The 22,966-nt window shown below is 48.0% G+C and carries 24 protein-coding genes and 1 other annotated feature; of the genes, 22 read left to right on the top strand and 2 right to left on the bottom strand.

All coding sequences use genetic code 11. The features are described from left to right. The first annotated feature begins 68 nt into the window (after positions 1-68). From speD to thrS, 7 genes are all read left to right on the top strand, one after another. Complete coding sequence (gene speD / locus J6600_RS13345) at positions 69-449, top strand: adenosylmethionine decarboxylase (protein WP_003152471.1); 381 nt, start codon at positions 69-71, stop codon at positions 447-449. Between the two features lie 248 nt (positions 450-697). Then, entirely contained in the window at positions 698-1,156 is a 459-nt protein-coding gene (gene nrdR / locus J6600_RS13340; RefSeq protein ID WP_003152473.1) for a transcriptional regulator NrdR, read from the top strand. Positions 1,157-1,267: 111 nt separating this feature from the next. Continuing rightward, a complete protein-coding gene (gene dnaB, locus J6600_RS13335; RefSeq protein ID WP_014418608.1) occupies positions 1,268-2,677 on the top strand; it encodes a replicative helicase loading/DNA remodeling protein DnaB in 1,410 nt (469 codons plus the stop codon). A 24-nt stretch (positions 2,678-2,701) separates the two neighbouring features. Next, on the top strand, positions 2,702-3,637 hold the full coding sequence (dnaI, locus tag J6600_RS13330; protein WP_012118157.1) for a primosomal protein DnaI: 936 nt from the start codon (positions 2,702-2,704) through the stop codon (positions 3,635-3,637). Between the two features lie 31 nt (positions 3,638-3,668). Next, on the top strand, positions 3,669-4,310 hold the full coding sequence (locus J6600_RS13325; protein WP_007408086.1) for a TVP38/TMEM64 family protein: 642 nt from the start codon (positions 3,669-3,671) through the stop codon (positions 4,308-4,310). A 65-nt stretch (positions 4,311-4,375) separates the two neighbouring features. After that, positions 4,376-5,206: a putative sporulation protein YtxC gene (ytxC, locus tag J6600_RS13320; RefSeq protein WP_017418333.1), complete on the top strand. Its 831-nt coding sequence runs from the start codon at positions 4,376-4,378 to the stop codon at positions 5,204-5,206. A gap of 409 nt (positions 5,207-5,615) precedes the next feature. Further along, entirely contained in the window at positions 5,616-7,547 is a 1,932-nt protein-coding gene (gene thrS, locus J6600_RS13315) for a threonine--tRNA ligase (RefSeq protein WP_007613029.1), read from the top strand. A 54-nt stretch (positions 7,548-7,601) separates the two neighbouring features. Here the strand turns inward: thrS and J6600_RS13310 are convergent, their stop codons facing one another. Then, the gene (locus J6600_RS13310; protein WP_014418604.1) at positions 7,602-8,396 is read right to left on the bottom strand and encodes an HAD family hydrolase; all 795 of its coding nucleotides are present in this window, start codon (positions 8,394-8,396) and stop codon (positions 7,602-7,604) included. Positions 8,397-8,582: 186 nt separating this feature from the next. Here J6600_RS13310 and J6600_RS13305 point away from each other — a divergent pair, with 186 nt between their 5' ends. From J6600_RS13305 to J6600_RS13270, 8 genes are all read left to right on the top strand, one after another. Further along, the gene (locus J6600_RS13305) at positions 8,583-10,364 is read left to right on the top strand and encodes a sensor histidine kinase (RefSeq protein WP_209387492.1); all 1,782 of its coding nucleotides are present in this window, start codon (positions 8,583-8,585) and stop codon (positions 10,362-10,364) included. Then, complete coding sequence (locus J6600_RS13300) at positions 10,342-11,076, top strand: LytR/AlgR family response regulator transcription factor (RefSeq protein WP_014418602.1); 735 nt, start codon at positions 10,342-10,344, stop codon at positions 11,074-11,076. The genes J6600_RS13305 and J6600_RS13300 overlap by 23 nt, the downstream gene beginning before the upstream one ends. Before the next feature lie 129 nt (positions 11,077-11,205). Then, positions 11,206-11,643, top strand: coding sequence for an antiholin-like murein hydrolase modulator LrgA (gene lrgA / locus J6600_RS13295; RefSeq protein WP_007613022.1), 438 nt, complete (start codon positions 11,206-11,208; stop codon positions 11,641-11,643). Positions 11,644-11,655: 12 nt separating this feature from the next. Next, positions 11,656-12,339 carry an antiholin-like protein LrgB gene (gene lrgB, locus J6600_RS13290; RefSeq protein WP_007408093.1) on the top strand — a complete coding sequence of 228 codons (684 nt, stop codon included), beginning with the start codon at positions 11,656-11,658 and terminating at the stop codon, positions 12,337-12,339. A gap of 181 nt (positions 12,340-12,520) precedes the next feature. After that, positions 12,521-12,651, top strand: a sequence feature (ribosomal protein L20 leader region). A 58-nt stretch (positions 12,652-12,709) separates the two neighbouring features. Further along, positions 12,710-13,231 carry a translation initiation factor IF-3 gene (infC, locus tag J6600_RS13285; protein WP_071543361.1) on the top strand — a complete coding sequence of 174 codons (522 nt, stop codon included), beginning with the start codon at positions 12,710-12,712 and terminating at the stop codon, positions 13,229-13,231. A gap of 12 nt (positions 13,232-13,243) precedes the next feature. Then, the gene (gene rpmI / locus J6600_RS13280; protein WP_003152493.1) at positions 13,244-13,444 is read left to right on the top strand and encodes a 50S ribosomal protein L35; all 201 of its coding nucleotides are present in this window, start codon (positions 13,244-13,246) and stop codon (positions 13,442-13,444) included. A 31-nt stretch (positions 13,445-13,475) separates the two neighbouring features. Next, on the top strand, positions 13,476-13,835 hold the full coding sequence (rplT, locus tag J6600_RS13275; RefSeq protein WP_007613019.1) for a 50S ribosomal protein L20: 360 nt from the start codon (positions 13,476-13,478) through the stop codon (positions 13,833-13,835). Between the two features lie 57 nt (positions 13,836-13,892). After that, positions 13,893-14,159 carry a DUF1294 domain-containing protein gene (locus tag J6600_RS13270; RefSeq protein WP_007613018.1) on the top strand — a complete coding sequence of 89 codons (267 nt, stop codon included), beginning with the start codon at positions 13,893-13,895 and terminating at the stop codon, positions 14,157-14,159. Positions 14,160-14,172: 13 nt separating this feature from the next. Here J6600_RS13270 and J6600_RS13265 read toward each other — a convergent pair whose 3' ends face one another. Next, the gene (locus tag J6600_RS13265; RefSeq protein WP_003152498.1) at positions 14,173-14,565 is read right to left on the bottom strand and encodes a hypothetical protein; all 393 of its coding nucleotides are present in this window, start codon (positions 14,563-14,565) and stop codon (positions 14,173-14,175) included. A gap of 183 nt (positions 14,566-14,748) precedes the next feature. On the opposite strand from J6600_RS13265, the gene J6600_RS13260 reads away from it, so the two are divergent. The 7 genes from J6600_RS13260 (at position 14,749) to J6600_RS13230 (ending at position 22,953) form a co-directional block, all read left to right on the top strand. Then, positions 14,749-15,834 (top strand): M42 family metallopeptidase, encoded by a 1,086-nt coding sequence (locus J6600_RS13260; protein ID WP_209387491.1) that lies wholly within the window; start codon positions 14,749-14,751, stop codon positions 15,832-15,834. 142 nt (positions 15,835-15,976) lie between these two features. Continuing rightward, positions 15,977-16,942: an arabinan endo-1,5-alpha-L-arabinosidase AbnA gene (gene abnA, locus J6600_RS13255; RefSeq protein ID WP_072177268.1), complete on the top strand. Its 966-nt coding sequence runs from the start codon at positions 15,977-15,979 to the stop codon at positions 16,940-16,942. Between the two features lie 183 nt (positions 16,943-17,125). After that, positions 17,126-18,619: an L-arabinose isomerase gene (gene araA, locus J6600_RS13250; RefSeq protein WP_022552845.1), complete on the top strand. Its 1,494-nt coding sequence runs from the start codon at positions 17,126-17,128 to the stop codon at positions 18,617-18,619. A 1-nt stretch (position 18,620) separates the two neighbouring features. After that, the gene (gene araB, locus J6600_RS13245) at positions 18,621-20,306 is read left to right on the top strand and encodes a ribulokinase (RefSeq protein ID WP_209387490.1); all 1,686 of its coding nucleotides are present in this window, start codon (positions 18,621-18,623) and stop codon (positions 20,304-20,306) included. Next, positions 20,299-20,988 carry an L-ribulose-5-phosphate 4-epimerase gene (araD, locus tag J6600_RS13240; protein WP_003152509.1) on the top strand — a complete coding sequence of 230 codons (690 nt, stop codon included), beginning with the start codon at positions 20,299-20,301 and terminating at the stop codon, positions 20,986-20,988. The genes araB and araD overlap by 8 nt, the downstream gene beginning before the upstream one ends. Continuing rightward, positions 20,966-21,772 (top strand): sugar-phosphatase AraL, encoded by an 807-nt coding sequence (locus J6600_RS13235; protein ID WP_481748179.1) that lies wholly within the window; start codon positions 20,966-20,968, stop codon positions 21,770-21,772. Before araD ends, J6600_RS13235 begins: the two co-directional genes overlap by 23 nt. After that, positions 21,769-22,953 (top strand): sn-glycerol-1-phosphate dehydrogenase, encoded by a 1,185-nt coding sequence (locus tag J6600_RS13230; RefSeq protein WP_209387488.1) that lies wholly within the window; start codon positions 21,769-21,771, stop codon positions 22,951-22,953. The genes J6600_RS13235 and J6600_RS13230 overlap by 4 nt, the downstream gene beginning before the upstream one ends. Positions 22,954-22,966 lie beyond the last annotated feature (13 nt).

Below are 22,966 nucleotides of genomic sequence, written 5' to 3'. Positions count from 1 at the left end.
GTGGTAAATGGCCGGGTCAGTTCTCGGAAATTCACTTTTTTAATTCTTGTTAAGGGGGGTCCATGATTATGGAAACAATGGGGCGTCACGTCATCTCCGAGCTTTGGGGATGCGATTTTGATAAGCTCAATGACATGGATTTTATTGAAAAAACGTTTGTAAATGCTGCTTTGAAATCAGGAGCTGAGGTGCGCGAGGTCGCATTTCACAAATTTGCACCGCAAGGCGTAAGCGGAGTCGTTATTATCTCTGAGTCACATTTAACGATTCACAGTTTTCCTGAACACGGATATGCAAGCATTGATGTTTATACTTGTGGAGACCTGGATCCTAATGTGGCTGCGGATTACATTGCGGACGCATTACATGCAGATACAAGAGAAAACATTGAAATACCGAGAGGAATGGGGCCTGTACAGATTAAACAGGCACAAGCGAAAGTACTGTAATTTTCAAAACGCAAACACAAGGGAGCTAAGCTGAAAAAGCCATTACGCGCTTTGAAGCTGATGCTCCTTTTCTAATGTAAAAAAACAGCATTGCTTTTTCTTTAAGCATTTTTTTTGTAAAATAGAAAAGATAAGGCCGGTCTATCGGCTCTCCCAACAAATAGGCTCATCCTAGAAACGTTGGCGGGCATTTACCGGAAGCTTGCGAACCGCATTACAGCAACGAAACAGATGGGAGCTGATCCAATTTGAAATGTCCTTCATGCCAGCATAACGGTTCCCGCGTACTTGATTCACGGCCTGCGGACGAAGGGAAATCAATCCGCAGAAGGCGGGAATGCGAAGCCTGCCATTACCGCTTCACTACATTTGAGAAGTTTGAAGAGATGCCTCTGATCGTCGTGAAAAAAGAAGGCGTCCGGGAAGAATTCAGCCGTGAAAAAATGCTGCGCGGGTTAATTAAAGCTTGTGAAAAAAGGCCCGTTCCTTTAAAAACATTGGAAGACATGTGCTTTGACATTGAAAAAGAGCTGAGAAACCAAGGTGTATCTGAAGTCAAAAGCGAACTTGTCGGAGAAATGGTAATGGACCGTCTGGCGAAAATCGATGAGGTGTCTTATGTCCGCTTTGCCTCCGTCTACCGGCAGTTTAAGGATATAAACGTGTTTATCGATGAATTGAAAGATTTAATAAAGAAAGAACGCTGAGAGAGCTAAGAGATTGTGTCTGGCTCTTTTCTCATGAGCAAAATTGGCATTTGATAGATCGCAGAAACGGTGTAAAATGAGAGTAGAAACATATCGGAAGGTTTGAGAATCATGGCTGACTATTGGAATGACGTATTGCCTGTAGATCCTTATACGGTCAAAAGCCGTTCGCTTCTTCAGGATGTCGACAGACAGGTTTTGACACATCTGTACCAGCCGCTGATCGGTTCTTTTGCATTCTCCCTTTATATGACCTTATGGGGGGAGCTTGAGCAGAACCGCTTGTGGGGAGCGGAATCCACGCACAGGCAGCTGATGGGCATGATGCAGTCAAATTTAAAAAAGATTCATCATGAACAGGGAAAGCTTGAAGGAATCGGGCTGCTGAAAGTGTATATCCGGGAGTCCGAGCAAAAAGAGCGGATGTTTATTTATGAGCTGCTGCCCCCGCTCAGACCGAATGATTTTTTTGAAGACGGCATGCTGAATGTCTTTCTTTATAACAGAGTCGGTAAAACGAAATACCAGCAGCTGAGACAATTTTACACGCATCCTTCCGTCGGCGCGGACGCAAGGGAAATTACCCGTCCGTTTAATCACGCTTTTGCCTCTTTTCAGCCGAGTGAATGGAAAATGACGCCTGATATGGAAGAGGCGATGAAGCTACCCGAGGACTATGAGACGGCGTCTGTCGGACAAGCGCCTTCCTATACGGTGACGGAGGAAGTGTTTGATTTTGAGCTTTTCATGGCGGGACTGTCAGAAACGATGATACCGCGCAAATCAATCACGCAGGACGTGCGGGAGAGCATTAAAAAGCTTTCATATTTATACGGAATAGATCCTATCTCCATGCAGCACGTCGTCATGACCGCAATTAATGAACAGGATACGATAACGGCCGAAGCGCTGAGGAAAGCGGCCAGCGACTGGTACCAAATTGAAAGAAGCGGGAAGCTTCCGGAACTGATTGATAAAACACAGCCTGTCACCTTGAGAGAAAACCGGACGGAAAAGGACGATTCATTGAACGGCGAACTCATCGCACAGCTTGAGACCATATCACCGAGAAAGCTTCTTCAGGACATTGCGGACGGGACCGAGCCGTCAAAAGCCGACTTGCAGATTATCGCCGATATTATGTTCGAACAAAAGCTTGAGCCCGGCGTCACCAATGTGCTGATTTATTATGTCATGCTGAAAACGGATATGAAGCTGTCCAAAAACTATATCCAAAAAATCGCCGCCCACTGGGCCAGAAAGAAAGTCAAAACGGTACGGGAAGCAATGAAGCTCGCAATAGAAGAGCACAGGCAATACCTTGATTGGGCGGACGGCAAAACAAACGGCGCGGCGCGCGGCAAAAAAACCGTCCGGGAAGAAAAGCGCCCTGATTGGATGAAAGAAGAAGAAACCGGGAAGAAACAAGAACAGCCGGCTCTTTCCGCGCAGGATCTTGAAGAACAGAAGAAAAAAATGATGGAAGAAATGAAAAAACTGAAAAAATACTCTGCCTATTGAGACAGAGAAGCGGGGTGATATTGAATGGAACCGATCAGCCGATCCTTAGAAGGCGTGACGAAAAGACCTGACTTTCAAAAACGCCTGGAACGAATGCAGCAGCAAGTCATGGCCGACGAAGACGTCCAGGCTTTTTTGAAGGAACAGAAAGATGTAATCAATCAAAGCATGATTGACAGAGGGTTAAATAAACTGTACGAATTCGTTCAGCAAAGCAAACAGTGCGCCTTCTGCTCGAAAGACAGCCGGACGAACAGCCTGCTTGAAGGCTATCATCCGAAGCTTGTGATCAACGGGCGTTCCATTGATATTGAATATTACGAATGTCCGGAAAAGAGAAAGCTCGACCGCCAGAAAAGGCAAAAGTCCCTGATGAAGAGCATGTATATCCAGCAGGATCTTCTCGGCGCGACGTTTCAGCAGATCGACATTACCGATCCGAGCAGAGTCGGCATCTTCCAGCATGTGACGGATTTTCTGAAGAGCTATAATGAAACGGGAAAAGGCAAAGGGCTGTATCTGTACGGAAAATTCGGAATCGGAAAGACATTTATTTTAGCCGCCATTGCCAACGAGCTGGCGGAAAAAGAGTATTCATCAATGATCGTATATGTTCCCGAATTTGTCAGAGAGCTGAAAAACTCGCTCCAGGATCAGTCGTTGGAGGCGAAACTGAATATGGTGAAAACGACGCCCGTACTGATGCTTGATGATATCGGAGCGGAGTCAATGACAAGCTGGGTCAGGGATGAGGTCATCGGCACCGTGCTTCAGCACAGAATGAGCCAGCAGCTTCCCACTTTCTTCTCGTCTAATTTTTCACCAGACGAGCTGAAGCATCATTTTACGTATTCACAGCGGGGAGAAAAGGAAGAAGTAAAAGCGGCAAGACTGATGGAGCGGATTTTATATTTGGCTTCGCCCGTCCGTCTTGACGGGGAAAACCGCCGCCGTTCATGATGCCGGCGTCCAATGGGAAGGATTTGAGGGAATGAGGAATAAGAAGGCTGTCACTTGGGCTGCGGCTGCGGCGGGAGCGGGCCTTTTGCTGTGGGCAAACCGCAAATATCTGAATCTGTCGCCTAAGGAGATCCGGCTGTGGGTGTTATCGTTCGGTGTTTTTGCGCCGCTTGTGTTTATCGGAATTTCCATTGTCAGGCCTTTTGTGCTGTTTCCCGTATCAATCGTTTCCGTCGCCGGAGGATTGGCGTTCGGCCCGTTTTTCGGCACCGTGTATACGCTGGCGGGCTCAATGGGCGCTGCCGCCGCGTCTTTTTTTGCGGCGGGGCTGTTTGCCTTTAATGAGAAAAGCCGTCATGGAAAAATGGAAGCCATTCAAAAGCAGATGAAAACCAATGGCTTCTTTTATATTTTTATCCTGCGCATTCTGCCTGTTAACTTTGATGTGATCAGCTATGCCGCGGGCCTATCGAAAGTCAGGCCGATGACGTATTTTTTGGCGACCGCTGCGGGCATTATTCCGGGGACGATCGTCCTGAATGTGCTCGGCGCGAGCTTTATGTCCGGCAATGTGCTGACCGTACTCGGCGTGATCTGTCTTTACATCGTATTTTTATCGCTTCCCGTTATATTTAAAAAGAAGGTGCGCCATTTGTTCGGCGGTGAAAGCTAACCTTTACGTCTATTTTAAAAACATCCCCCATATACTTGTAACAGATGCCGTAAGGGGGGACAAATATGCTTGAAGTGATCTTTGAAGATGACCACGATACCGCCGCTTTTTTACATCTCATTCAGCAATCGGACGACCGGAGACATTTTATTGTCCGTGAAGGCATAAAAAAAGTCGGAATCGCAAGGTCTGAAACGGCTTTTTGCGTTCAGCGCTTTATTGAGCCGATACTTGTCAGGTTTTTTTTGGAATGCAAAGAAGACGAGCATATGCTTTCGCTTATTGAGGACGCATACTGCTTCACCGATCAGGATGAACAGCAGCAAATCCTTCAGCTTGCACACAGCATTATGGAAGGAGAGCTTGAGGATCATCCGTTCGAGCCGAAGAAAGAGCCGCGCACACAGTTTATTTCAGATGCGCTCCGGACGATTTCACTTGATGCGGGTGTTTTTTCCGTGCGTTCGTTTCAGACGTTCCGGCTCGGCAGGTATTATGAGCGGCTCAGAGAATACGCGGAGGCTGCGATAGATGAATATCGGATGGAACAGGAATATCAAAACTTTATCCAGTCTCTGAGAGATTATGTGACATCCAATCCGCCGCGGATGAAGAAAGTCCGCATCGTACATGACCGGGCTTTTACGCTGTGGGAGCTGCGCTATTTGTCAGAACGGGAACAGAAAAAATACATAGACAGACGGTTTGTGCGGGAGCACCCGATGTATATAGATTCCCATCTCCTTGCGCCGCTGATCTCCATTGCGCCTGAGATGGTAGAACTGTATACGGACAAACCGGAGCATATGATGTCCAGAACGATTCAAAACGTGTTTCAGGAGAGGGTGCGCCTTTTTCCGCTGGGCGCGTTTGCAGCCGAGAAGACGGAAGGATAGCCGCACGGACGGCCTTGTGTAAGCGGCAGGGCTGTCTGTGCGAAATCAGACGGAAAACCGAGTTGCATTTTTCTCGCAGACATTTTATAATACATAAAAGATTAATGATTGCTACACGTATTGATAAGGACATGAAGCATTGATACCGGCTTTATAAGAGAGGAGAGCCCAGGCTGAAAGCTTTCCAGCTATGGATCATTGTCTTTACCGCCTTTGAACTTCAGCTGTGAACGCCGGAAGAAGCGCCAGTAATAGCTGACGGGAACTCCCGTTACAGAGTTTAGAGCCGCAGGTGCCGAAACAATCGGCCGTGCGGAAAAAAGGGTGGAACCACGATTCCGTTTATTTAACCTCGTCCCTTTCATAGGGGGCGGGGTTTTTGATTTGCATAAAAAAAGGAGTGACGAAGATGTCAGATATGATCAACATCACATTTCCGGACGGAGCGGTAAAGGAATTTCCGAAAGGAACAACAACAGAAGATATCGCGGCATCCATCAGTCCGGGATTAAAGAAAAAGTCTTTAGCCGGAAAACTGAACGGACAGGAAATTGATTTAAGAACGCCGATTCAAGAGGATGGTGCCGTAGAAATCATTACAGAAGGCACAGAAGAAGGCTTGAACATCATGCGGCACAGCACGGCGCATTTATTGGCCCAGGCGATTAAACGCATTTATAAAGATGTGAAATTCGGTGTCGGCCCCGTCATTGAAAACGGGTTCTATTATGACGTTGAAATGGAGCAGGCGCTGACGCCGGATGACCTTCCGAAGATTGAAAAAGAAATGAAACGCATCGTCGGTGAAAATCTGCCGATTATCCGAAAAGAAGTGAGCCGTGATGAAGCAAAAGCCATGTTTGCGGAAATCGGCGATAATCTGAAGCTTGAACTGCTGGATGCCATCCCGGAAGACGAAACGGTCTCCATTTATGAGCAGGGCGAATTTTTTGACCTGTGCCGCGGCGTGCACGTGCCGTCTACAGGCAAAATTAAAGAATTTAAGCTGCTGAGCCTTGCGGGCGCATACTGGCGCGGCGACAGCAAAAACCAAATGCTTCAGCGCATTTACGGCACGGCCTTCTTTAAAAAGGATGACCTGAAAGAGCATTTGCGGATGCTTGAAGAAGCGAAAGAGCGCGACCACCGAAAACTTGGCAAAGAATTAAAATTGTTCGCCAACTCTCAAAAAGTCGGACAAGGCCTGCCGCTCTGGCTGCCGAAAGGCGCAACCATCCGCCGCGTGATCGAGCGCTACATTGTGGATAAAGAGCTGAGCCTCGGTTATGAGCACGTCTATACGCCTGTTCTCGGAAGCAAAGACCTGTACGAAACATCAGGGCACTGGGAACATTATCAGGAGGGCATGTTCCCGCCGATGGAAATGGACAATGAAACACTCGTGCTCCGTCCGATGAACTGTCCTCACCATATGATGATTTACAAACAGGACATTCACAGCTACCGCGAGCTTCCGATCCGCATCGCAGAGCTCGGAACGATGCATCGATATGAAATGTCCGGGGCGCTTTCAGGTCTTCAGCGCGTACGCGGCATGACGTTAAATGACGCGCACATTTTCGTCCGCCCTGACCAGATTAAAGAAGAATTCATCCGCACGGTCCGTTTGATTCAAGACGTATACGAAGACTTCGGCCTGAGTGATTACACATTCCGCCTGTCTTACCGCGATCCTGAAGACACGGAAAAATATTTTGATGATGATGAGATGTGGAACAAAGCGCAATCCATGCTGAAGGCGGCAATGGACGAAATCGGCCATGACTATTATGAAGCGGAAGGCGAAGCGGCGTTTTACGGCCCTAAGCTTGACGTGCAGGTGAAAACGGCGATCGGCAAAGAAGAGACATTGTCAACTGTACAGCTTGACTTCCTTCTTCCGGAACGCTTTGATCTCACTTACGTCGGAGAAGACGGCAAACAGCACCGTCCTGTCGTTATTCACCGCGGCGTCGTGTCAACGATGGAGCGTTTCGTTGCTTTCTTAATCGAAGAGCACAAAGGCGCCCTTCCGACATGGCTTGCGCCGGTGCAATTCCAAGTCATTCCTGTATCACCGTCCGTGCATCTTGACTATGCGAAAAAAGTGCAGGAGCGCCTGCAGCGTGAAGGTCTGCGTGTCGAGCTTGACAGCCGGGACGAAAAAATCGGCTATAAAATCCGTGAAGCGCAAATGCAAAAAATCCCGTACATGCTTGTGGTCGGTGACCAAGAAGCGGAAAACGGCGCGGTAAACGTCCGGAAATACGGTGAGCAGAAATCAGAAACCGTCTCATTGGACGATTTTGTGAAAAAGGCTGTAGCCGAAGCGAAAAAATAACCGGAAATACAAAAAACCCCGTTCATTCAGAATGGGGTTTTTTTGCGTATAACATTATCTTTCTTTTTGTTTCTCTATAATCGCAAACAGCTCGTGAAGATCGCTGATCACGTAATCAGGGGCAATGTCCGTATCATTTTTCTTTTGCGTCCGGTTTACCCAGACTGTCGTAATGCCTGCCCGTTTCGCTCCCAATATATCAGTATTGAGGTTATCTCCGACCATAATGGCGTCTTCTTTTTTCAGGTTCAGGAGGCCGAGGCAATGTTCGAATATGGAGGCGTCGGGTTTCCCTTTTCCGAAAGCGCCTGAGATGACGATTTCATTAAAATAAGGCGCGAGCTCAGGAACGCCGGCGAGTTTTTCTTTCTGCAGGCTGGGGTCGCCGTTTGTCAGCAGAAGCAATTCATAAACACCTTTCAGCTTATCAAGCACTGCAAACGTTTCATCATACACGTACGGACGCTGTCTGCGTTCCGCCGCGAAAAACTCCGCCAAATATTCGCCGTAAGCCGCATCGTCTATACCGACGCTTTTTAAGCCGTTCGTCCAGGCGTTTCGTCTGTATTCCGGCGCAATCCGATTCAGCTGTTTAAATCCTTCGCTGACCGGCTCGGAAAAATTCGCCCACAATCCTTCAAACGGATTAATGCCGATCATGACCGTATAAGGATAGGTTTCGTATGACATATACAATTCCCGTGCCGCTTTCCGAACCGCCTCTTCAAATGTATGCGGGTCAAGGCCATATTTTTTTTCCGCTTGTAAACATGTTTCCCTGAATGTTGTTCTGACGCTTTTTTCATCCCATAACAGTGTATCGTCCAAATCAAAAAATACGGCTTTCATGATCTTCTCCTCTTTGTTATATTCTGAAACTCTCTGCCGCAAGGCTCCCGTTTATTCTACAATAGATATATAGACTGTGAAAGATTTGTTTTCAGATGATTTGAAAAAAACAGGCAGGTTTGTGTCAGATTCTGTCTCAGGCTCTGAAACGTGATAAAATAAAATTTGAAAGAACAGGTGAAAAGTATGCTGCATTTGATCATCATGATGCTGGAAAGAGTCGGAATTATCGTCATATTGGGATTTGTTCTGGCTCATACCAGATTGTTCAGACAGGCGCTCCAGCAGCCTGAGAGCTATAAAGGCAAAGCGGTGCTGATTTCAATTTTCTCGCTGTTCAGTATCATCAGCAACTATACGGGAATAGAAATTCAGCGGAATACAATCATGAATAATGACTGGGTGTTTCAAATTAATCCGTCCGGTTCAATTGCCAATACAAGAATTATGGGCGTTGAAATCGGCGGACTCTTAGGCGGCCCGTATGTGGGAATCGGCGTCGGCATACTGGCCGGTCTGCATCGTTTATCACTCGGCGGCGCGACCGCAGTCAGCTGTGCCGTCTCATCCGTTTTAGCGGGCATTTTGTCCGGCTGGATCGGACGGTATTTCAGAAAACGCTATGCGATGCCGACACCGCGGGTGGCCGCGCTTGTCGGACTCGGGATGGAATCGCTGCAAATGCTGCTCATCCTCTTGATGGCCAAGCCGTTTTCTGATGCTTGGACGCTTGTGAGCATCATCGGCATCCCGATGATATTGGTAAACGGGTCAGGGACTTTTATTTTTCTTTCGATCATTCAGTCGATTATCCGGAAGGAAGAACGGGCGAGAGCCCTTGAAACCCACAGGGTGCTGATGATTGCCGATCAGACGCTTCCGTTTTTCCGCCAGGGGCTGAATGAAAGCTCATGCAAAAGCGTCGCCGCCATCATTCACAGGCAAACGGGAACGGACGCGGTATCGCTTACGGATAACGAAAAGATTTTGGCGCACGTCGGCGCGGGTGCCGACCATCATATTCCGTCTGAAAGCCTGATCACCGGATTGTCAAAACGCGTCATTAAAACGGGTCATATTATGAAAGCGACATCAAAGGCAGAAATTGAATGCACGCACGATCCCTGTTCGCTGCATGCGGCGATTGTATTGCCGCTGACGTCAAACGGCAAAACGATCGGGACGCTGAAAATGTACTTTAAAAGCCCGTCAGGTTTAAGCCGGGTTGAAGAAGAGCTTGCAGAAGGACTCGCCATGCTGTTTTCCACCCAGCTTGAACTCGGCGAGGCGGAACTGCAGAGCAAATTGCTGAAAGACGCAGAAATAAAGGCGCTTCAAGCACAGGTCAATCCGCATTTTCTGTTTAATGCGATCAATACGATTTCTGCTCTTTGCCGTACGGATGTGGAAAAAACCCGAAAGCTTCTGCTGCAGCTCAGCGTCTATTTCCGTTCCAATCTGCAGGGGGCAAGGCAGCTGCTCATCCCGCTTTCTAAAGAACTGAACCATCTGCAGGCATATTTATCATTGGAGCAGGCCCGTTTTCCCGGGAAATATAAAATCAGCCTTGAGATCGAACGCGGTTTGGAGGACATCGAAATTCCTCCTTTTGTGCTGCAGATCCTCGTCGAAAATGCGCTCCGCCATGCATTTTCAAGAAAGCAGGACAGCTGTGCCGTCAATGTCAGCGTGGTATCCGCCGGTCAGTCGGTTTTAATGCGGGTTGGAGATAACGGGCGGGGAATTGATCCGGAATTGCTGTCCGTGCTCGGAAACCGTCCGCTCCCGTCTAAAGAAGGGACGGGAACCGCGCTTTACAATTTAAATCAGCGGCTGATCGGGCTGTTCGGCCCCAAAGCAGCCCTGCGATTGGAAAGTGAGGCCGGCAAAGGTACGGACGTATCATTTGAGCTGCCTTTGAAACTGATGACTAAAGGAGAAGAACATGCTGAAGGTGTTAATCGTTGATGATGAAATGCTGGCAAGAGATGAATTAGCTTATTTGCTGAAACGGACGAATGAAGTAAGTGACATAAACGAAGCTGAAAATATTGAATCCGCTTTTGACAGTATGATGGATCAAAAACCGGATCTGCTGTTTTTGGACGTTGATTTGTCAGGAGAAAACGGATTTGACATTGCCAAACGGCTGAAAAACATGAAAAATCCGCCGGCCGTCGTTTTTGCAACGGCGTATGACCAATTTGCTTTAAAAGCCTTTGAAGTCGACGCGCTCGATTATTTAACGAAGCCTTTTGATGAAGAAAGAGTGCGCCAGACGATCAGAAAGTTTAAAAGAGTGAAGCAGGACAGGGCAGGAGCCGTCTCAGAGCAGCCGTCCGCAGCCGGAGCGCATAAACTGGCTGTATCAGCCGGTGAATCTATTGTCATTTTAGATACGAAGGACATTATTTTCGCCGGCATGGAGGACGGACACGTTTCTGTCAAAACGTTTGCCGCGTCTTATTCCGTTCATGAAACTTTGGCGGTCATTGAGAAAAAACTGCCCGATACGGGTTTCTTGAGAGTGCACCGTGCGTTCATCGTGAATACGGAGCATATTACGGAAATTCATCCGTGGTTTAATTCGACGTACAATCTTATCTTAAAAGACGGCTCTAAAATTCCCGTCAGCCGTACATACGCCAAGGACTTAAAAAAGCTGCTTCATATTATATGAGGCGGCTTTTGCATTTCAGCAGCCGTTTTTTGCATTTCAGAATGAATATTCAGCCGTTTGTTATGAAAGCGCTTTAAAAGGCGATTTCTCTTTTATAATGGACCTAACAAAGAGAAAGAGGTGAAGAAAATGAGTGCGAAAAAAGTGTACGGATTTCTGACACAAGCATTTATTTTTGCCGTAATTATGCTCATATCTAATGGGATTGCAGCGATTGTCCCCATTCCTATACCCGCTTCCGTAGTAGGTTTGGTGTTATTATTTGTCCTCTTATGCCTGAAAGTGATTAAGCTTGAACAAGTAGAAACGCTGGGAACATCATTAACGTCACTGATCGGATTTTTATTTGTCCCGTCGGGCATCTCCGTGATGAATTCACTTGGCGTCATGCAGCAGTACGGCGTGCAGATCGCACTCGTCATCTTACTCGCCACCATCATTCTGTTAGGGGCCACGGGCCTTTTTTCTCAGCTGATCTTGTCTGTCAGCCAAAAACGTCAGAAGACTGCTCCTGAAAAACAAACGGTGCGCCGTTCCAATCAGGAAAAAGAACTTGTGCAGCATTAGGAGGGAAATCGGATGAGTCCATATTTCGGTATTGTCGTTTCACTTGCGGCCTTTGGCATCGGCACGTATTTATTTAAAAAAACGAGAGGCTTTTTCCTCTTCACCCCGCTGTTTGTCGCGATGGTGCTTGGAATCCTTTTTCTGAAGCTCGGCGGTTTTTCATATGAAGATTATAAAAGCGGGGGAGACATTATTAAATTCTTCCTGGAGCCCGCGACGATCGCTTTTGCCATCCCTTTATACAAACAGCGTGACAAACTGAAAAAATACTGGTGGCAGATCATGTCTTCTATCATTGTCGGCTCTATCTGCTCAGTGACGATTGTCTATTTGATCGCAAAAGGCATTCATCTTGACGCGGCCGTTATGAAAAGCATGCTTCCGCAGGCGGCGACAACGGCAATTGCCCTTCCGCTGTCAAAAGGAATCGGCGGCATCACCGATATCACCGCTTTCGCCGTTATTTTCAACGCCGTTATCGTCTATGCTCTGGGCGCTCTATTCTTAAAACTGTTTAAAGTAAAGCACCCAATCTCTAAAGGACTGGCTCTCGGCACATCAGGACACGCACTCGGTGTTGCGGTCGGTATTGAGATGGGGGAAGTAGAAGCGGCAATGGCGAGTATCGCGGTTGTCGTCGTGGGAGTGGTGACGGTGCTGGTCATTCCGGTATTCGTTCAGCTCATCGGAGGATAAACCCGGGTCATAGACCCGGGTTTTTTATTGTCCGGCAGCATCCGCGTGCGGCAAAGAACGAAATTTCACATTTTTCCTTGCGCTCGCCCCGGCATCGTGTTAAAATGAAAAAGTTGATCCGGAGAAGTCATTCTTGACTAATGATCCGGTATTGTGTAGAATAGTTATTGAATTGAATATAAATCACAAGCAGAGGCACCCGCTTCTCACCTGATTGACACATTCATGTAGTTGGCAGGTTGACCGTACATTTTTATTTATGCAGATGTTCGTAGTGTGGGTGTGTTGTCATGCCCGCACTTTTTGTTTGCCTGCAGAATGCAGTCAAAAAGCGTTGTGAATCAATTCGAAGAAACTATGGAGGTGGCTCATTATTAGCAAAGATCAATTGGTTAATGAGGGTATCCGTGCACGTGAAGTTCGTCTGATCGGACAAAATGGCGATCAGCTCGGCATCAAGTCCCGTCAGGAAGCACTTGAAATCGCCGGCCGCGCAAATCTTGACCTTGTGTTAGTTGCAGCAAATGCAAAACCGCCTGTCTGCCGCATCATGGACTACGGTAAGTTCAGATTCGAGCAGCAGAAAAAGGACAAAGAAGCACGCAAAAATCAAAAAATCATTAACTTAAAAGAAGTTAGATTAAGTCCGACGATCGATGAGCATGACTTTAACACGAAATTGCGCAATGCGATTAAATTCCTTGAAAAAGGCGATAAAGTGAAAGCTTCTATCCGCTTTAAAGGGCGCGCAATCACTCATAAAGAAATCGGCCAGCGCGTATTGGACCGTTTCTCTGAAGCATGTGCGGAAGTTGCGACAGTCGAAACAAAACCAAAAATGGACGGCCGCAGCATGTTCTTAATGCTCGCGCCGAAAAACGAAAAGCAATAAGGAGGAAATCCCATGCCAAAAATGAAAACTCACCGCGGATCTGCTAAACGTTTTAAAAAGACAGGTTCTGGGAAGTTAAAACGTTCTCATGCATATACAAGTCACTTATTCGCCAACAAATCCCAAAAGCAAAAGCGTAAGCTTCGCAAGGGTGCTATTGTAAGTGCAGGAGACTTCAAACGCATCAAACAACAGCTTGCTAACATCAAGTAATCGGACAAGGAACAATTAGGAGGGAAATATAATGCCAAGAGTAAAAGGCGGAACTGTGTCGCGTCAGCGTCGTAAAAAGGTTCTTAAATTAGCAAAAGGTTATTTCGGTTCAAAACATAGATTATACAAAGTAGCAAACCAGCAGGTCATGAAATCAGGAAACTATGCATTCCGTGACCGCCGTCAGAAAAAACGTGATTTCCGTAAGCTTTGGATCACTCGTATCAACGCTGCTGCACGTATGAACGGTCTTTCTTACAGCCGTTTAATGCACGGTCTTAAGCTTTCAGGCATCGAAGTAAACCGCAAAATGCTTGCTGATCTTGCTGTAAACGATCTTACTGCTTTCAATCAGCTTGCTGATGCTGCTAAAGCTCAGTTAGACAAGTAAGTTGAAAAAGCCGCTCTCTTTCCGGGAGCGGTTTTTTTACGTAAAGGGTGACAATCAATGGCTCTCTTCATTTACGCCGTATTGATAAACGGATACGGCTTTTGGATCATGGGCGCTGATAAAAGAAGAGCAAAGGCGCACCGGTGGAGAATATCAGAGAAACGAATATGGCTCACAGCCGCCATGTTCGGCTCACTCGGCGTATGGATCGGCATGCGCACCTTCAGGCATAAGACGAAACACAAATCCTTTTTATACGGGGTGCCGCTGCTTTTTCTCACTGAAGCCGCCCTTGTGCTGATGTATTTGATGTATAAAACATAAAAAGCAGGAGAGCTTATCGCTCGCCTGCTTTTTTCGCTTTTTTGATGGGCTGGTCCCAATCAATCTTACAATTCGGGTACCGCTCCAATACCTTTTTTTCGACTTCTTCAAAATCACCTGCAGAAAAGCGGTTCAGCTTTTCCGGATTTTCGGTCCATACAAATATCGTATGAATAAACAGCGGATGATCTTTGGAAGGGATATGCTTTTCTCCTTCAAAGAGCACTCCTTTATAAGTAAGCTGGAGATTTTTTCGCGTGTTTTTCTGTTCGTCAATAAAATAAAAATTCTCTTTTGATTGCGCCAGTCTGAGCCTTCTTTTCGGGTTTGCGTAAAATTTGACGCACATGTAAATAAAATAAATAAGAAGTGCAAGCAAGACAATCCTCAATACTGTAATGGCCATATGTGTGAAGGCACCTCCTCACCTTTGTCATGATCTGATGTAATACGAAAAACAAAACAAAAGGTTTCATTTTTTTAAAAGAAATAGATAAAAACATTTACCCGTTTTTCAGGCGAATTAATCGTATGCTTCAGCATTGGTTTTGTATAATAAGAAGGGTAGTGAAAAAAAGGAGGTTTATTGATGACAAAATTAGATGAAACGCTCACCATGCTGAAAGCGTTAACGGATGCAAAAGGGATACCGGGAAATGAGAGAGAAGTAAGACAAGTGATGAAATCATACATAGAACCATTTGCCGATGACGTCACAACAGACCGGCTGGGAAGCTTAATCGCCAAAAAAACCGGCAAAGAAAACGGTCCGAAAATCATGATCTCAGGGCATTTAGACGAAGTCGGTTTTATGGTGACGCAAATCACTGATAAAGGCTTTCTCCGCTTTCAAACCGTCGGCGGCTGGTGGTCTCAGGTCATGCTGGCCCAGCGCGTCACCGTCGTGACAAAAAAAGGGGACATCACGGGGATCATCGGTTCGAAACCGCCTCACATTCTGCCTCCTGACGCCAGAAAAAAAGCCGCCGATATTAAAGAGATGTTCGTCGATATCGGGGCGTCCAGCCGTGAAGAAGCAATGGAATGGGGCGTTCTTCCGGGTGACCAGATTGTGCCGTATTTTGAATTTACAGTGATGAACAATGAAAAGCATTTATTGGCGAAAGCATGGGACAACCGTATCGGCTGTGCGATTGCCATCGATGTATTAAAAAATCTGAAAAACAGTGATCACCCCAATGAAGTATACGGGGTCGGAACGGTTCAAGAAGAAGTCGGGCTGCGCGGGGCGAAAACAGCGGCACATACGATCCAGCCTGATATCGCGTTCGGTGTGGATGTCGGAATTGCCGGAGATACACCGGGAATTTCTGAAAAAGAGGCGCAAAGCAAAATCGGCGAAGGGCCGCAAATTATTCTGTATGACGCGTCAATGGTATCTCACAAAGGGCTGCGCGACCTTGTCGTGAACACGGCGGAAGAAGCGGGAATTCCGTATCAATTCGATTCTATTGCCGGAGGGGGCACGGATTCAGGTTCCATTCATTTAACCGCAAACGGAGTGCCGGCGCTGTCCATTACGATCGCGACGCGCTACATTCACACTCATGCCGCTATTTTGCATCGGGATGATTATGAGAATACGGTAAAATTGATTACAGAAGTGATTAAAAAATTAGACCGGGAAACAGTTGACCGTATTACTTACCAATAAAGATACGGAAGAATCTGCTTTTTTAAGCAGATTCTTTTTTTTGTCTGTACAAATATGAGCCCTGCGTCTACAATAAGAGAAGACATAGAAAAATCTGACAACATGTTTTTGAAAGCGCTTTAAAAAAGGGGAGGGTTTACAAATGAAAAACAGATTCAGACGCATGATCCGTTTCTCGTGCGCAGCCGTTACAGCCGGGCTGCTGCTGATGTCTTCATCTCCGGCATCTGCCGCGTTTTGGGGGGCATCAAATGAATTGCTTCACGATCCGACAATGGCGAAGGAAGGAAACACGTGGTACGCTTTCGGAACCGGTTTGGAAGGGGAGAGGGGGCTTCGCGTCTTAAAGGCGGGCAGCGGCGGCGTATGGACCGTTCAGAAATCAATCTTTACTTCCCCGCTGTCATGGTGGGGCAATTATGTGCCGAATTACGGGCTGAATCAATGGGCCCCCGATGTTCAATATTATAACGGAAAGTATTGGCTGTATTATGCCGTTTCTTCATTCGGCAAAAATACCTCCGCGATCGGTCTTGCATCATCTGCAAGCCTCAGTTCGGGAAACTGGAAGGACGAAGGGCTCGTCATCCGTTCAACAAGCGCCAATAACTACAATGCAATTGATCCGGAGCTGACAATTGATAAAGACGGAAACCCTTGGCTTGCCTTCGGTTCTTTTTGGAGCGGCATTAAGCTGACAAAGCTTGATAAAAATACAATGAAACCGACGGGATCACTTTATTCCATCGCTGCCAGACCGAATAACGGCGGAGCTTTGGAAGCGCCGGCCATCACCTACCAGAACGGCTACTATTACTTAATGGTGTCGTTTGATAAATGCTGTTCAGGCGTGAATAGTACGTACAAAATCGCTTATGGAAGATCCAAAAGCATCACCGGCCCATATCTCGATAAAAGCGGGAAAAGCATGTCAGAAGGCGGAGGGACGATTCTTGACTCCGGCAATGACCGCTGGAAAGGCCCGGGCGGTCAAGACATTGTGAACGGGAATATTTTAGTGCGTCATGCGTATGACGCCGAAAACAGCGGAATTCCGAAGATGCTCATCAATGATATCGACTGGAGTTCAGGCTGGCCTTCCTATTAATTGATCAGCCGGGCATGTGTGTCCGGCTTTTTTACTTGCAATAAAAGATTGACAGGTTGATTCCTCCTTAACTATAATAAAGTTGTTCGTACAAATAAAAGGATAAAAGTTTTATAGTTTATATTCATACGTATATTTTTTAAAAATGCAAGCGCTTTATTTTGATGGAAAGGGGAAATGAATGTGCTTCAGAACAAAGAATATGAATTTTGGTTTGTAACGGGAAGCCAGCACTTATACGGAGAGGAAACGCTGCAGCTTGTCGATAAACACGCAAAGGGAATATGTGACGGCCTCAGCGGGGTGTCATCAAGATACAAGATCAGGCATAAACCGGTTGTCACGTCATCTGAAACGATCAGAGAGGTTTTGCGGGAAGCGCAGTATCAAGAAAACTGTGCCGGGGTCGTGACGTGGATGCATACATTTTCCCCTGCGAAAATGTGGATTGAAGGTCTTTCCGCATTTCAAAAGCCGATGCTTCATCTGCATACCCAGTATCATCGCGATATCCCGTGGGAAACGATTGATATGGATTTTATGAACAGCAACCAATCCGCTCACGGAGACCGGGAATACGGATATATCCAGTCAAGAATGGGGCAGACGAGAAAAGTCATCGCAGGCTATTGGGATGATGAGGAAGTCAAACATGACATTTCGCAATGGATGAACACTGCTGCCGCTTGGAATGAAAGCAGGAATATTAAAGTAGCCCGGTTCGGCGACAATATGCGGAATGTGGCGGTTACTGACGGAGACAAAGTCGGCGCCCACATCCAATTCGGCTGGCAGGTTGACGGGTACGGAATCGGCGATCTTACCGAGGTGATGAACAACGTCACCGACGCAGAAATTGAGGCGCTTTATGAGGAATACGACAAATTGTATGTCATCAGCGACGAAACAAAACGGGATGAGGCAAAAGTTGCTTCCATTAAAGAACAGGCGAAAATTGAACTCGGATTAACGGCCTTTCTCGAACGGGGCGGATATACAGCGTTTTCGACCTCCTTTGAAGTTTTGCACGGAATGAAGCAGCTTCCGGGACTTGCCGTTCAGCGTCTCATGGAAAAAGGGTACGGATTTGCCGGCGAAGGCGATTGGAAAACGGCTGCCCTTGTGCGAATGATGAAAATAATGGCGGACGGAGAACAAACCTCCTTCATGGAAGATTATACGTACCATTTTGAACCGGGGCGTGCGATGATTCTCGGATCACATATGCTTGAAGTATGTCCGACGATCGCCCTTGATCAGCCGAAAATCGAAGTTCACCCTCTCTCAATCGGAGGGAAGGAAGATCCGGCCCGGTTGGTCTTTAACGGAATCGGCGGTTCAGCCATCATCGCCAGCATCATTGATATCGGCGGGCGATTCCGTCTCATTCTGAATGAAGCGGAAGGCAGGGAAATTGATCATGATATGCCGAATCTCCCTGTGGCGCGGGTGCTGTGGAAGCCGGAGCCATCGCTGAAAACAGCTGCGGAAGCATGGATTTTGGCGGGAGGCGCCCACCATACCTGTATGTCCTTCCGGCTTACGGCTGAACAGATGCTTGACTGGGCTGAGATGGCAGGCATTGAAAGCATCTTTATTTCCCGCAATACCGAAATACATGAGCTGAAAAAAGAGCTGAAATGGAATGACGTATTATACCGGCTGGGAGGGAATTGATATGGCGTATACGATTGGTGTTGATTTCGGCACATTGTCCGGCCGGGCGGTGCTTGTCAATGTCCGCACGGGCGAAGAAATCGCGTCTGCGGTAAAAGAATACACTCATGCCGTCATCGACCGCACGCTGCCGAAGACGGGTGAAAAACTCCCTCGGGACTGGGCGCTTCAGCATCCTGCCGATTATATCGAAGTTCTGGAAACGGCGATTCCGAACCTGCTTGAGCAGGCGGGCGCTGATCCAAAAGACGTGATCGGCATAGGAATTGATTTTACCGCCTGCACGATTTTGCCGATAGACGGCGCGGGGCAGCCGCTTTGTATGCTGCCGGAATTTGAACGGGAGCCCCACAGTTATGTGAAGCTGTGGAAGCATCATGCGGCTCAAAAACATGCAGACCGTTTGAACACGATTGCCGAAGACACAAAAGAAACATTCCTTAAAAGATACGGCGGTAAAATTTCTTCTGAATGGATGATCCCGAAAATCATGCAAATCGCGGAAGAAGCGCCGCATATATACGAGGCGGCAGATCGGATTGTGGAAGCGGCAGACTGGATCGTCTATCAATTATGCGGTTCATTGAAGCGAAGCAACTGCACGGCCGGCTACAAAGCAATCTGGAATGAGGAGACGGGGTATCCGCCGGATCATTTTTTCGAAAAGCTCAACCCGTTAATGAAAACGATTACAAAGGATAAATTAAGCGGCACCATTTATTCAGTCGGGGAAAAAGCAGGAGGTTTGACCGAAAAAATGGCGGAGCTGACCGGGCTTCTGCCGGGGACGGCCGTTGCCGTCGCCAATGTCGACGCTCACGTGTCAGTGCCCGCGGTCGGTATTACAGAGCCGGGGAAAATGCTGATGATCATGGGAACGTCTACCTGCCATGTGCTGCTCGGCGAGGAAGAACATATCGTTCCCGGTATGTGCGGGGTCGTCAATAACGGCATCTTGCCCGGATATGCGGGATATGAAGCGGGGCAGTCCTGTGTCGGCGACCACTTTGAATGGTTCGTCAAAACGTGTGTTCCGAGAGACTATGAGAAGGAAGCTGAGGATAAACACATAGACATTCACGAGCTGCTCAGCAAAAAAGCAGCTGAACTTGTTCCGGGGGAAAGCGGCCTTCTCGCGCTTGACTGGTGGAACGGAAACCGGTCAACCTTGGTGGACGCCGATTTGACGGGCATGATGCTTGGCATGACGCTGCACACGAAGCCGGAAGAAATCTACAGGGCATTGATTGAAGCGACGGCGTTCGGAACGAGGATGATTATCGAAACGTTCCGGGAAAACGGCGTTCCGGTCGAAGAGCTTTACGCAGCCGGAGGAATCGCCGAAAAAAATCCGTTTGTCATGCAGATTTATGCAGACGTCACAAATATGGATATTAAATTATCCGGGTCTCCGCAGGCGCCTGCACTGGGCTCCGCGATTTTCGGAGCGCTCGCCGCGGGACGGGAAAACGGGGGATTCTCCAATATTGCTGAAGCTTGCGCGCATATGGGGAAATTAAAAGACGGCTTTTATGCCCCGAACCCGGAAAGAGCTGAGATTTATGACAATTTATATGCGGAATATAAAGAGCTCGTACACTACTTCGGCAAAGAAAACAATGTCATGAAACGCCTGAAAGCCATTAAAAACCGTGATTTTGCGAAAGGAGGGAGCCGCCATGCTTGAAGCGTTAAAAGAAGAAGTGCTCGCCGCCAACCTGAAGCTTGAGGAACATAACCTTGTCACGTTTACATGGGGGAATGTCAGCGGCATTGACAGAGAGAGCGGGAGAATCGTCATTAAACCGAGCGGTGTCGATTACAGTGAGCTGACCGCTGACAAACTGGTCGTCCTGAATGAGGACGGAGACATTCTCGAAGGCTCGCTGAAACCGTCTTCTGACACGCCGACCCATCTTTATCTGTATAAAGCGTTTCCGGCTATCGGCGGAATCGTTCATACTCATTCCCGCTGGGCAACGAGCTGGGCACAGTCCGGAAGAGACATACCCGCTCTCGGAACGACTCACGCGGATTACTTTGAAAGCGCTATACCCTGCACGAGGGAAATGTATGAAGAAGAAATTGTGAAAGATTACGAATATCATACAGGCAAAGTCATAGCCGAAACCTTTCAAAACGAACCGTATGAACAAAATCCGGGTGTCCTCGTCCACAGCCACGGCCCGTTCTGCTGGGGAACGGACGCGCTGAATGCCCTGCATAACGCCGTTGTGCTCGAAACGGTAGCGGAAATGGCCTACCATTCGCTTATGCTGAACAAACAGCTCAGTCCGATCGACAGAGTGCTGCATGATAAGCATTTTTACAGAAAACACGGGGCGAATGCTTATTATGGCCAAACTTGACGCAGCCGGGTTTCTGATTGATTTAGATGGAACCGTATTCAGGGGGCGGGAGCTGATTGACGGCGCAAAAGAAGCCGTTCATACCCTTCAGTCACTGGGCAAAGCCGTTGTCTTTTTAAGCAACCGCGGCAATCTATCAAGAGCAATGTGCCGAAAGAAACTGCTGGGTGCCGGTATCCGCACGGATGAACGGAGCATCGTGCTGTCCTCCAGTGTGACGGCATCATTTTTAAAGAAGCATTATCCTTTGTCAAAGGTGTGGGTGTTAGGAGAGAAAGGGCTGACTGATGAACTCGCTTTAGCGGGTGTCGCCATGGCGCAAAACCCGCAGGCGGCAGACTGGCTTGTCATCTCCCTGCATGAAACCGTCACCTATGAGGATCTGAATCTCGCTTTTAAGGCGGCTTCCTCCGGCGCGCGCATCATCGCCACGAACCGGGACCGCTCCTTTCCGAATGAAGGCGGCCATGCCATGGACGTCGCGGGAATGATCGGGGCCATTGAAGCATCCGCCGGAGCAAAAACGGAGCTTGTCATCGGCAAACCGTCTTGGCTGATGGCTGAGGCGGCATGTGAAGCGCTCGGACTTCCCCCTGAGGAATGCGCCATTATCGGAGACAGCCTCGAATCTGATATCGCAATGGGCAGACTGTACGGAATGAAAAGCGTATTGGTTCTGACGGGGTCGGCCAAACTTGGGGAGCCCCGTCTATATGAACCTGACATCGTCCTTGATTCTATTAAAGACCTGACAGAATTAGCGAAGGAGGGAATCCTTTTATGAAACGTTCTCCTGAGGACATTCAATCCGAGTTTGACAAGGAAGGGGCCAGCCGCTCACCGATTCAAATAGAAGATATCGTGATCGGGTCGAATGCAAAAGAAGAGCTTCTCAGATTTCTGCAAAAAAAATGCTGGAATCATCCGGTGATCGTCTGTGACCGGAACACGTACGAGGCGGCGGGACGTCTGCTTGCGGAAGAATTGAGGGCAGGCGGGATCAAAGCGTCAAAAGTCATCATTCCGGAGCATGAAGCCGGGACCGCCGCGGCTGATGAGAGGACATTGGTCTATACGCTGATCAATCTCGCGGAAGAGACGGAAGTCATCATTGCGGCCGGTGCAGGAACGATTCACGACATTACACGGTTTGCCGCCTGCCAGCGCGGATTGCCGTTTATCTCATTCCCCACCGCTCCGTCAGTCGACGGTTTTACATCGGCGGGAGCGCCGCTCATATTAAACGGAATCAAAACGACGATTCAAACGAAAGCGCCGATCGCCTTATTTGCGGATACGAATGTATTAAAAGAAGCGCCCCGTTCAATGACAGCCGCGGGCTTCGGAGACATGCTCGGAAAAATAACATCGCTGGCAGATTGGGAGATTTCCCGCAGGCTAGCGGGTGAGCCGTACTCAGAAGCGGGGGCGAAGCTTGTGAAAGACGCGCTTTGGCAGTGCATTGATCACCGTGCTGACATTGCCATGGGAACGGAGGCCGGCATTCAGATACTGATGGAAGCGCTGATCGTTTCGGGTCTTGTCATGCTTGCGCTTGACCACTCCCGCCCCGCCTCAGGAGGAGAACATCACATCTCGCATTGGATTGAGATGGAAATGCTGAAGGCAAAACAGCCTGCGATTCTCCACGGTGCGAAGGTCGGCTGTGCGTGCGCGGTGCTGAGTGATGTTTACAAAGAACTGGCTTGTCACGAAAAGCTTGCCGAACTGCCGCCGCACTTTCGCGAGGCGATTCAATCTGCATATGAAGGGCTTCCCGACGGCAAAACAATTGCCGGGTGGCTCACATCTGCGGGGGGTCCCGCCTGTTTCGATGAGATCGGTGTAAAACAGGACCTTGTCAGCGATGCGCTTAAGCATGCGCACACACTGAGAGACCGTTATACCGGTTTAACTATCATAAATGAAAATGCAGCGCTCTTTGCACATCATTTGCATCAATAGCCGCACGGCCTAA

The sequence above is a fragment of the Bacillus sp. LJBV19 genome, assembly GCF_017797845.1.
In the GTDB taxonomy this organism is placed as follows: domain Bacteria; phylum Bacillota; class Bacilli; order Bacillales; family Bacillaceae; genus Bacillus; species Bacillus velezensis.
This window is presented reverse-complemented; position numbering and strand designations above follow the sequence as displayed.

Excerpts from the sequence above, each read along its gene's own strand:
- speD (WP_003152471.1), top strand. The coding sequence starts at position 69 with ATGGAAACAATGGGGCGTCACGTCATCTCCGAGCTTTGGGGATGCGAT.
- dnaB (WP_014418608.1), top strand. The coding sequence starts at position 1,268 with ATGGCTGACTATTGGAATGACGTATTGCCTGTAGATCCTTATACGGTC.
- dnaI (WP_012118157.1), top strand. The coding sequence starts at position 2,702 with ATGGAACCGATCAGCCGATCCTTAGAAGGCGTGACGAAAAGACCTGAC.
- J6600_RS13325 (WP_007408086.1), top strand. The coding sequence starts at position 3,669 with ATGAGGAATAAGAAGGCTGTCACTTGGGCTGCGGCTGCGGCGGGAGCG.
- ytxC (WP_017418333.1), top strand. The coding sequence starts at position 4,376 with ATGCTTGAAGTGATCTTTGAAGATGACCACGATACCGCCGCTTTTTTA.
- thrS (WP_007613029.1), top strand. The coding sequence starts at position 5,616 with ATGTCAGATATGATCAACATCACATTTCCGGACGGAGCGGTAAAGGAA.
- J6600_RS13310 (WP_014418604.1), bottom strand. The coding sequence starts at position 8,396 with ATGAAAGCCGTATTTTTTGATTTGGACGATACACTGTTATGGGATGAA.
- J6600_RS13305 (WP_209387492.1), top strand. The coding sequence starts at position 8,583 with ATGCTGCATTTGATCATCATGATGCTGGAAAGAGTCGGAATTATCGTC.
- J6600_RS13300 (WP_014418602.1), top strand. The coding sequence starts at position 10,342 with ATGCTGAAGGTGTTAATCGTTGATGATGAAATGCTGGCAAGAGATGAA.
- lrgA (WP_007613022.1), top strand. The coding sequence starts at position 11,206 with ATGAGTGCGAAAAAAGTGTACGGATTTCTGACACAAGCATTTATTTTT.
- lrgB (WP_007408093.1), top strand. The coding sequence starts at position 11,656 with ATGAGTCCATATTTCGGTATTGTCGTTTCACTTGCGGCCTTTGGCATC.
- rpmI (WP_003152493.1), top strand. The coding sequence starts at position 13,244 with ATGCCAAAAATGAAAACTCACCGCGGATCTGCTAAACGTTTTAAAAAG.
- rplT (WP_007613019.1), top strand. The coding sequence starts at position 13,476 with ATGCCAAGAGTAAAAGGCGGAACTGTGTCGCGTCAGCGTCGTAAAAAG.
- J6600_RS13270 (WP_007613018.1), top strand. The coding sequence starts at position 13,893 with ATGGCTCTCTTCATTTACGCCGTATTGATAAACGGATACGGCTTTTGG.
- J6600_RS13265 (WP_003152498.1), bottom strand. The coding sequence starts at position 14,565 with ATGGCCATTACAGTATTGAGGATTGTCTTGCTTGCACTTCTTATTTAT.
- J6600_RS13260 (WP_209387491.1), top strand. The coding sequence starts at position 14,749 with ATGACAAAATTAGATGAAACGCTCACCATGCTGAAAGCGTTAACGGAT.
- abnA (WP_072177268.1), top strand. The coding sequence starts at position 15,977 with ATGAAAAACAGATTCAGACGCATGATCCGTTTCTCGTGCGCAGCCGTT.
- araB (WP_209387490.1), top strand. The coding sequence starts at position 18,621 with ATGGCGTATACGATTGGTGTTGATTTCGGCACATTGTCCGGCCGGGCG.
- araD (WP_003152509.1), top strand. The coding sequence starts at position 20,299 with ATGCTTGAAGCGTTAAAAGAAGAAGTGCTCGCCGCCAACCTGAAGCTT.
- J6600_RS13235 (WP_481748179.1), top strand. The coding sequence starts at position 20,966 with ATGCTTATTATGGCCAAACTTGACGCAGCCGGGTTTCTGATTGATTTA.
- J6600_RS13230 (WP_209387488.1), top strand. The coding sequence starts at position 21,769 with ATGAAACGTTCTCCTGAGGACATTCAATCCGAGTTTGACAAGGAAGGG.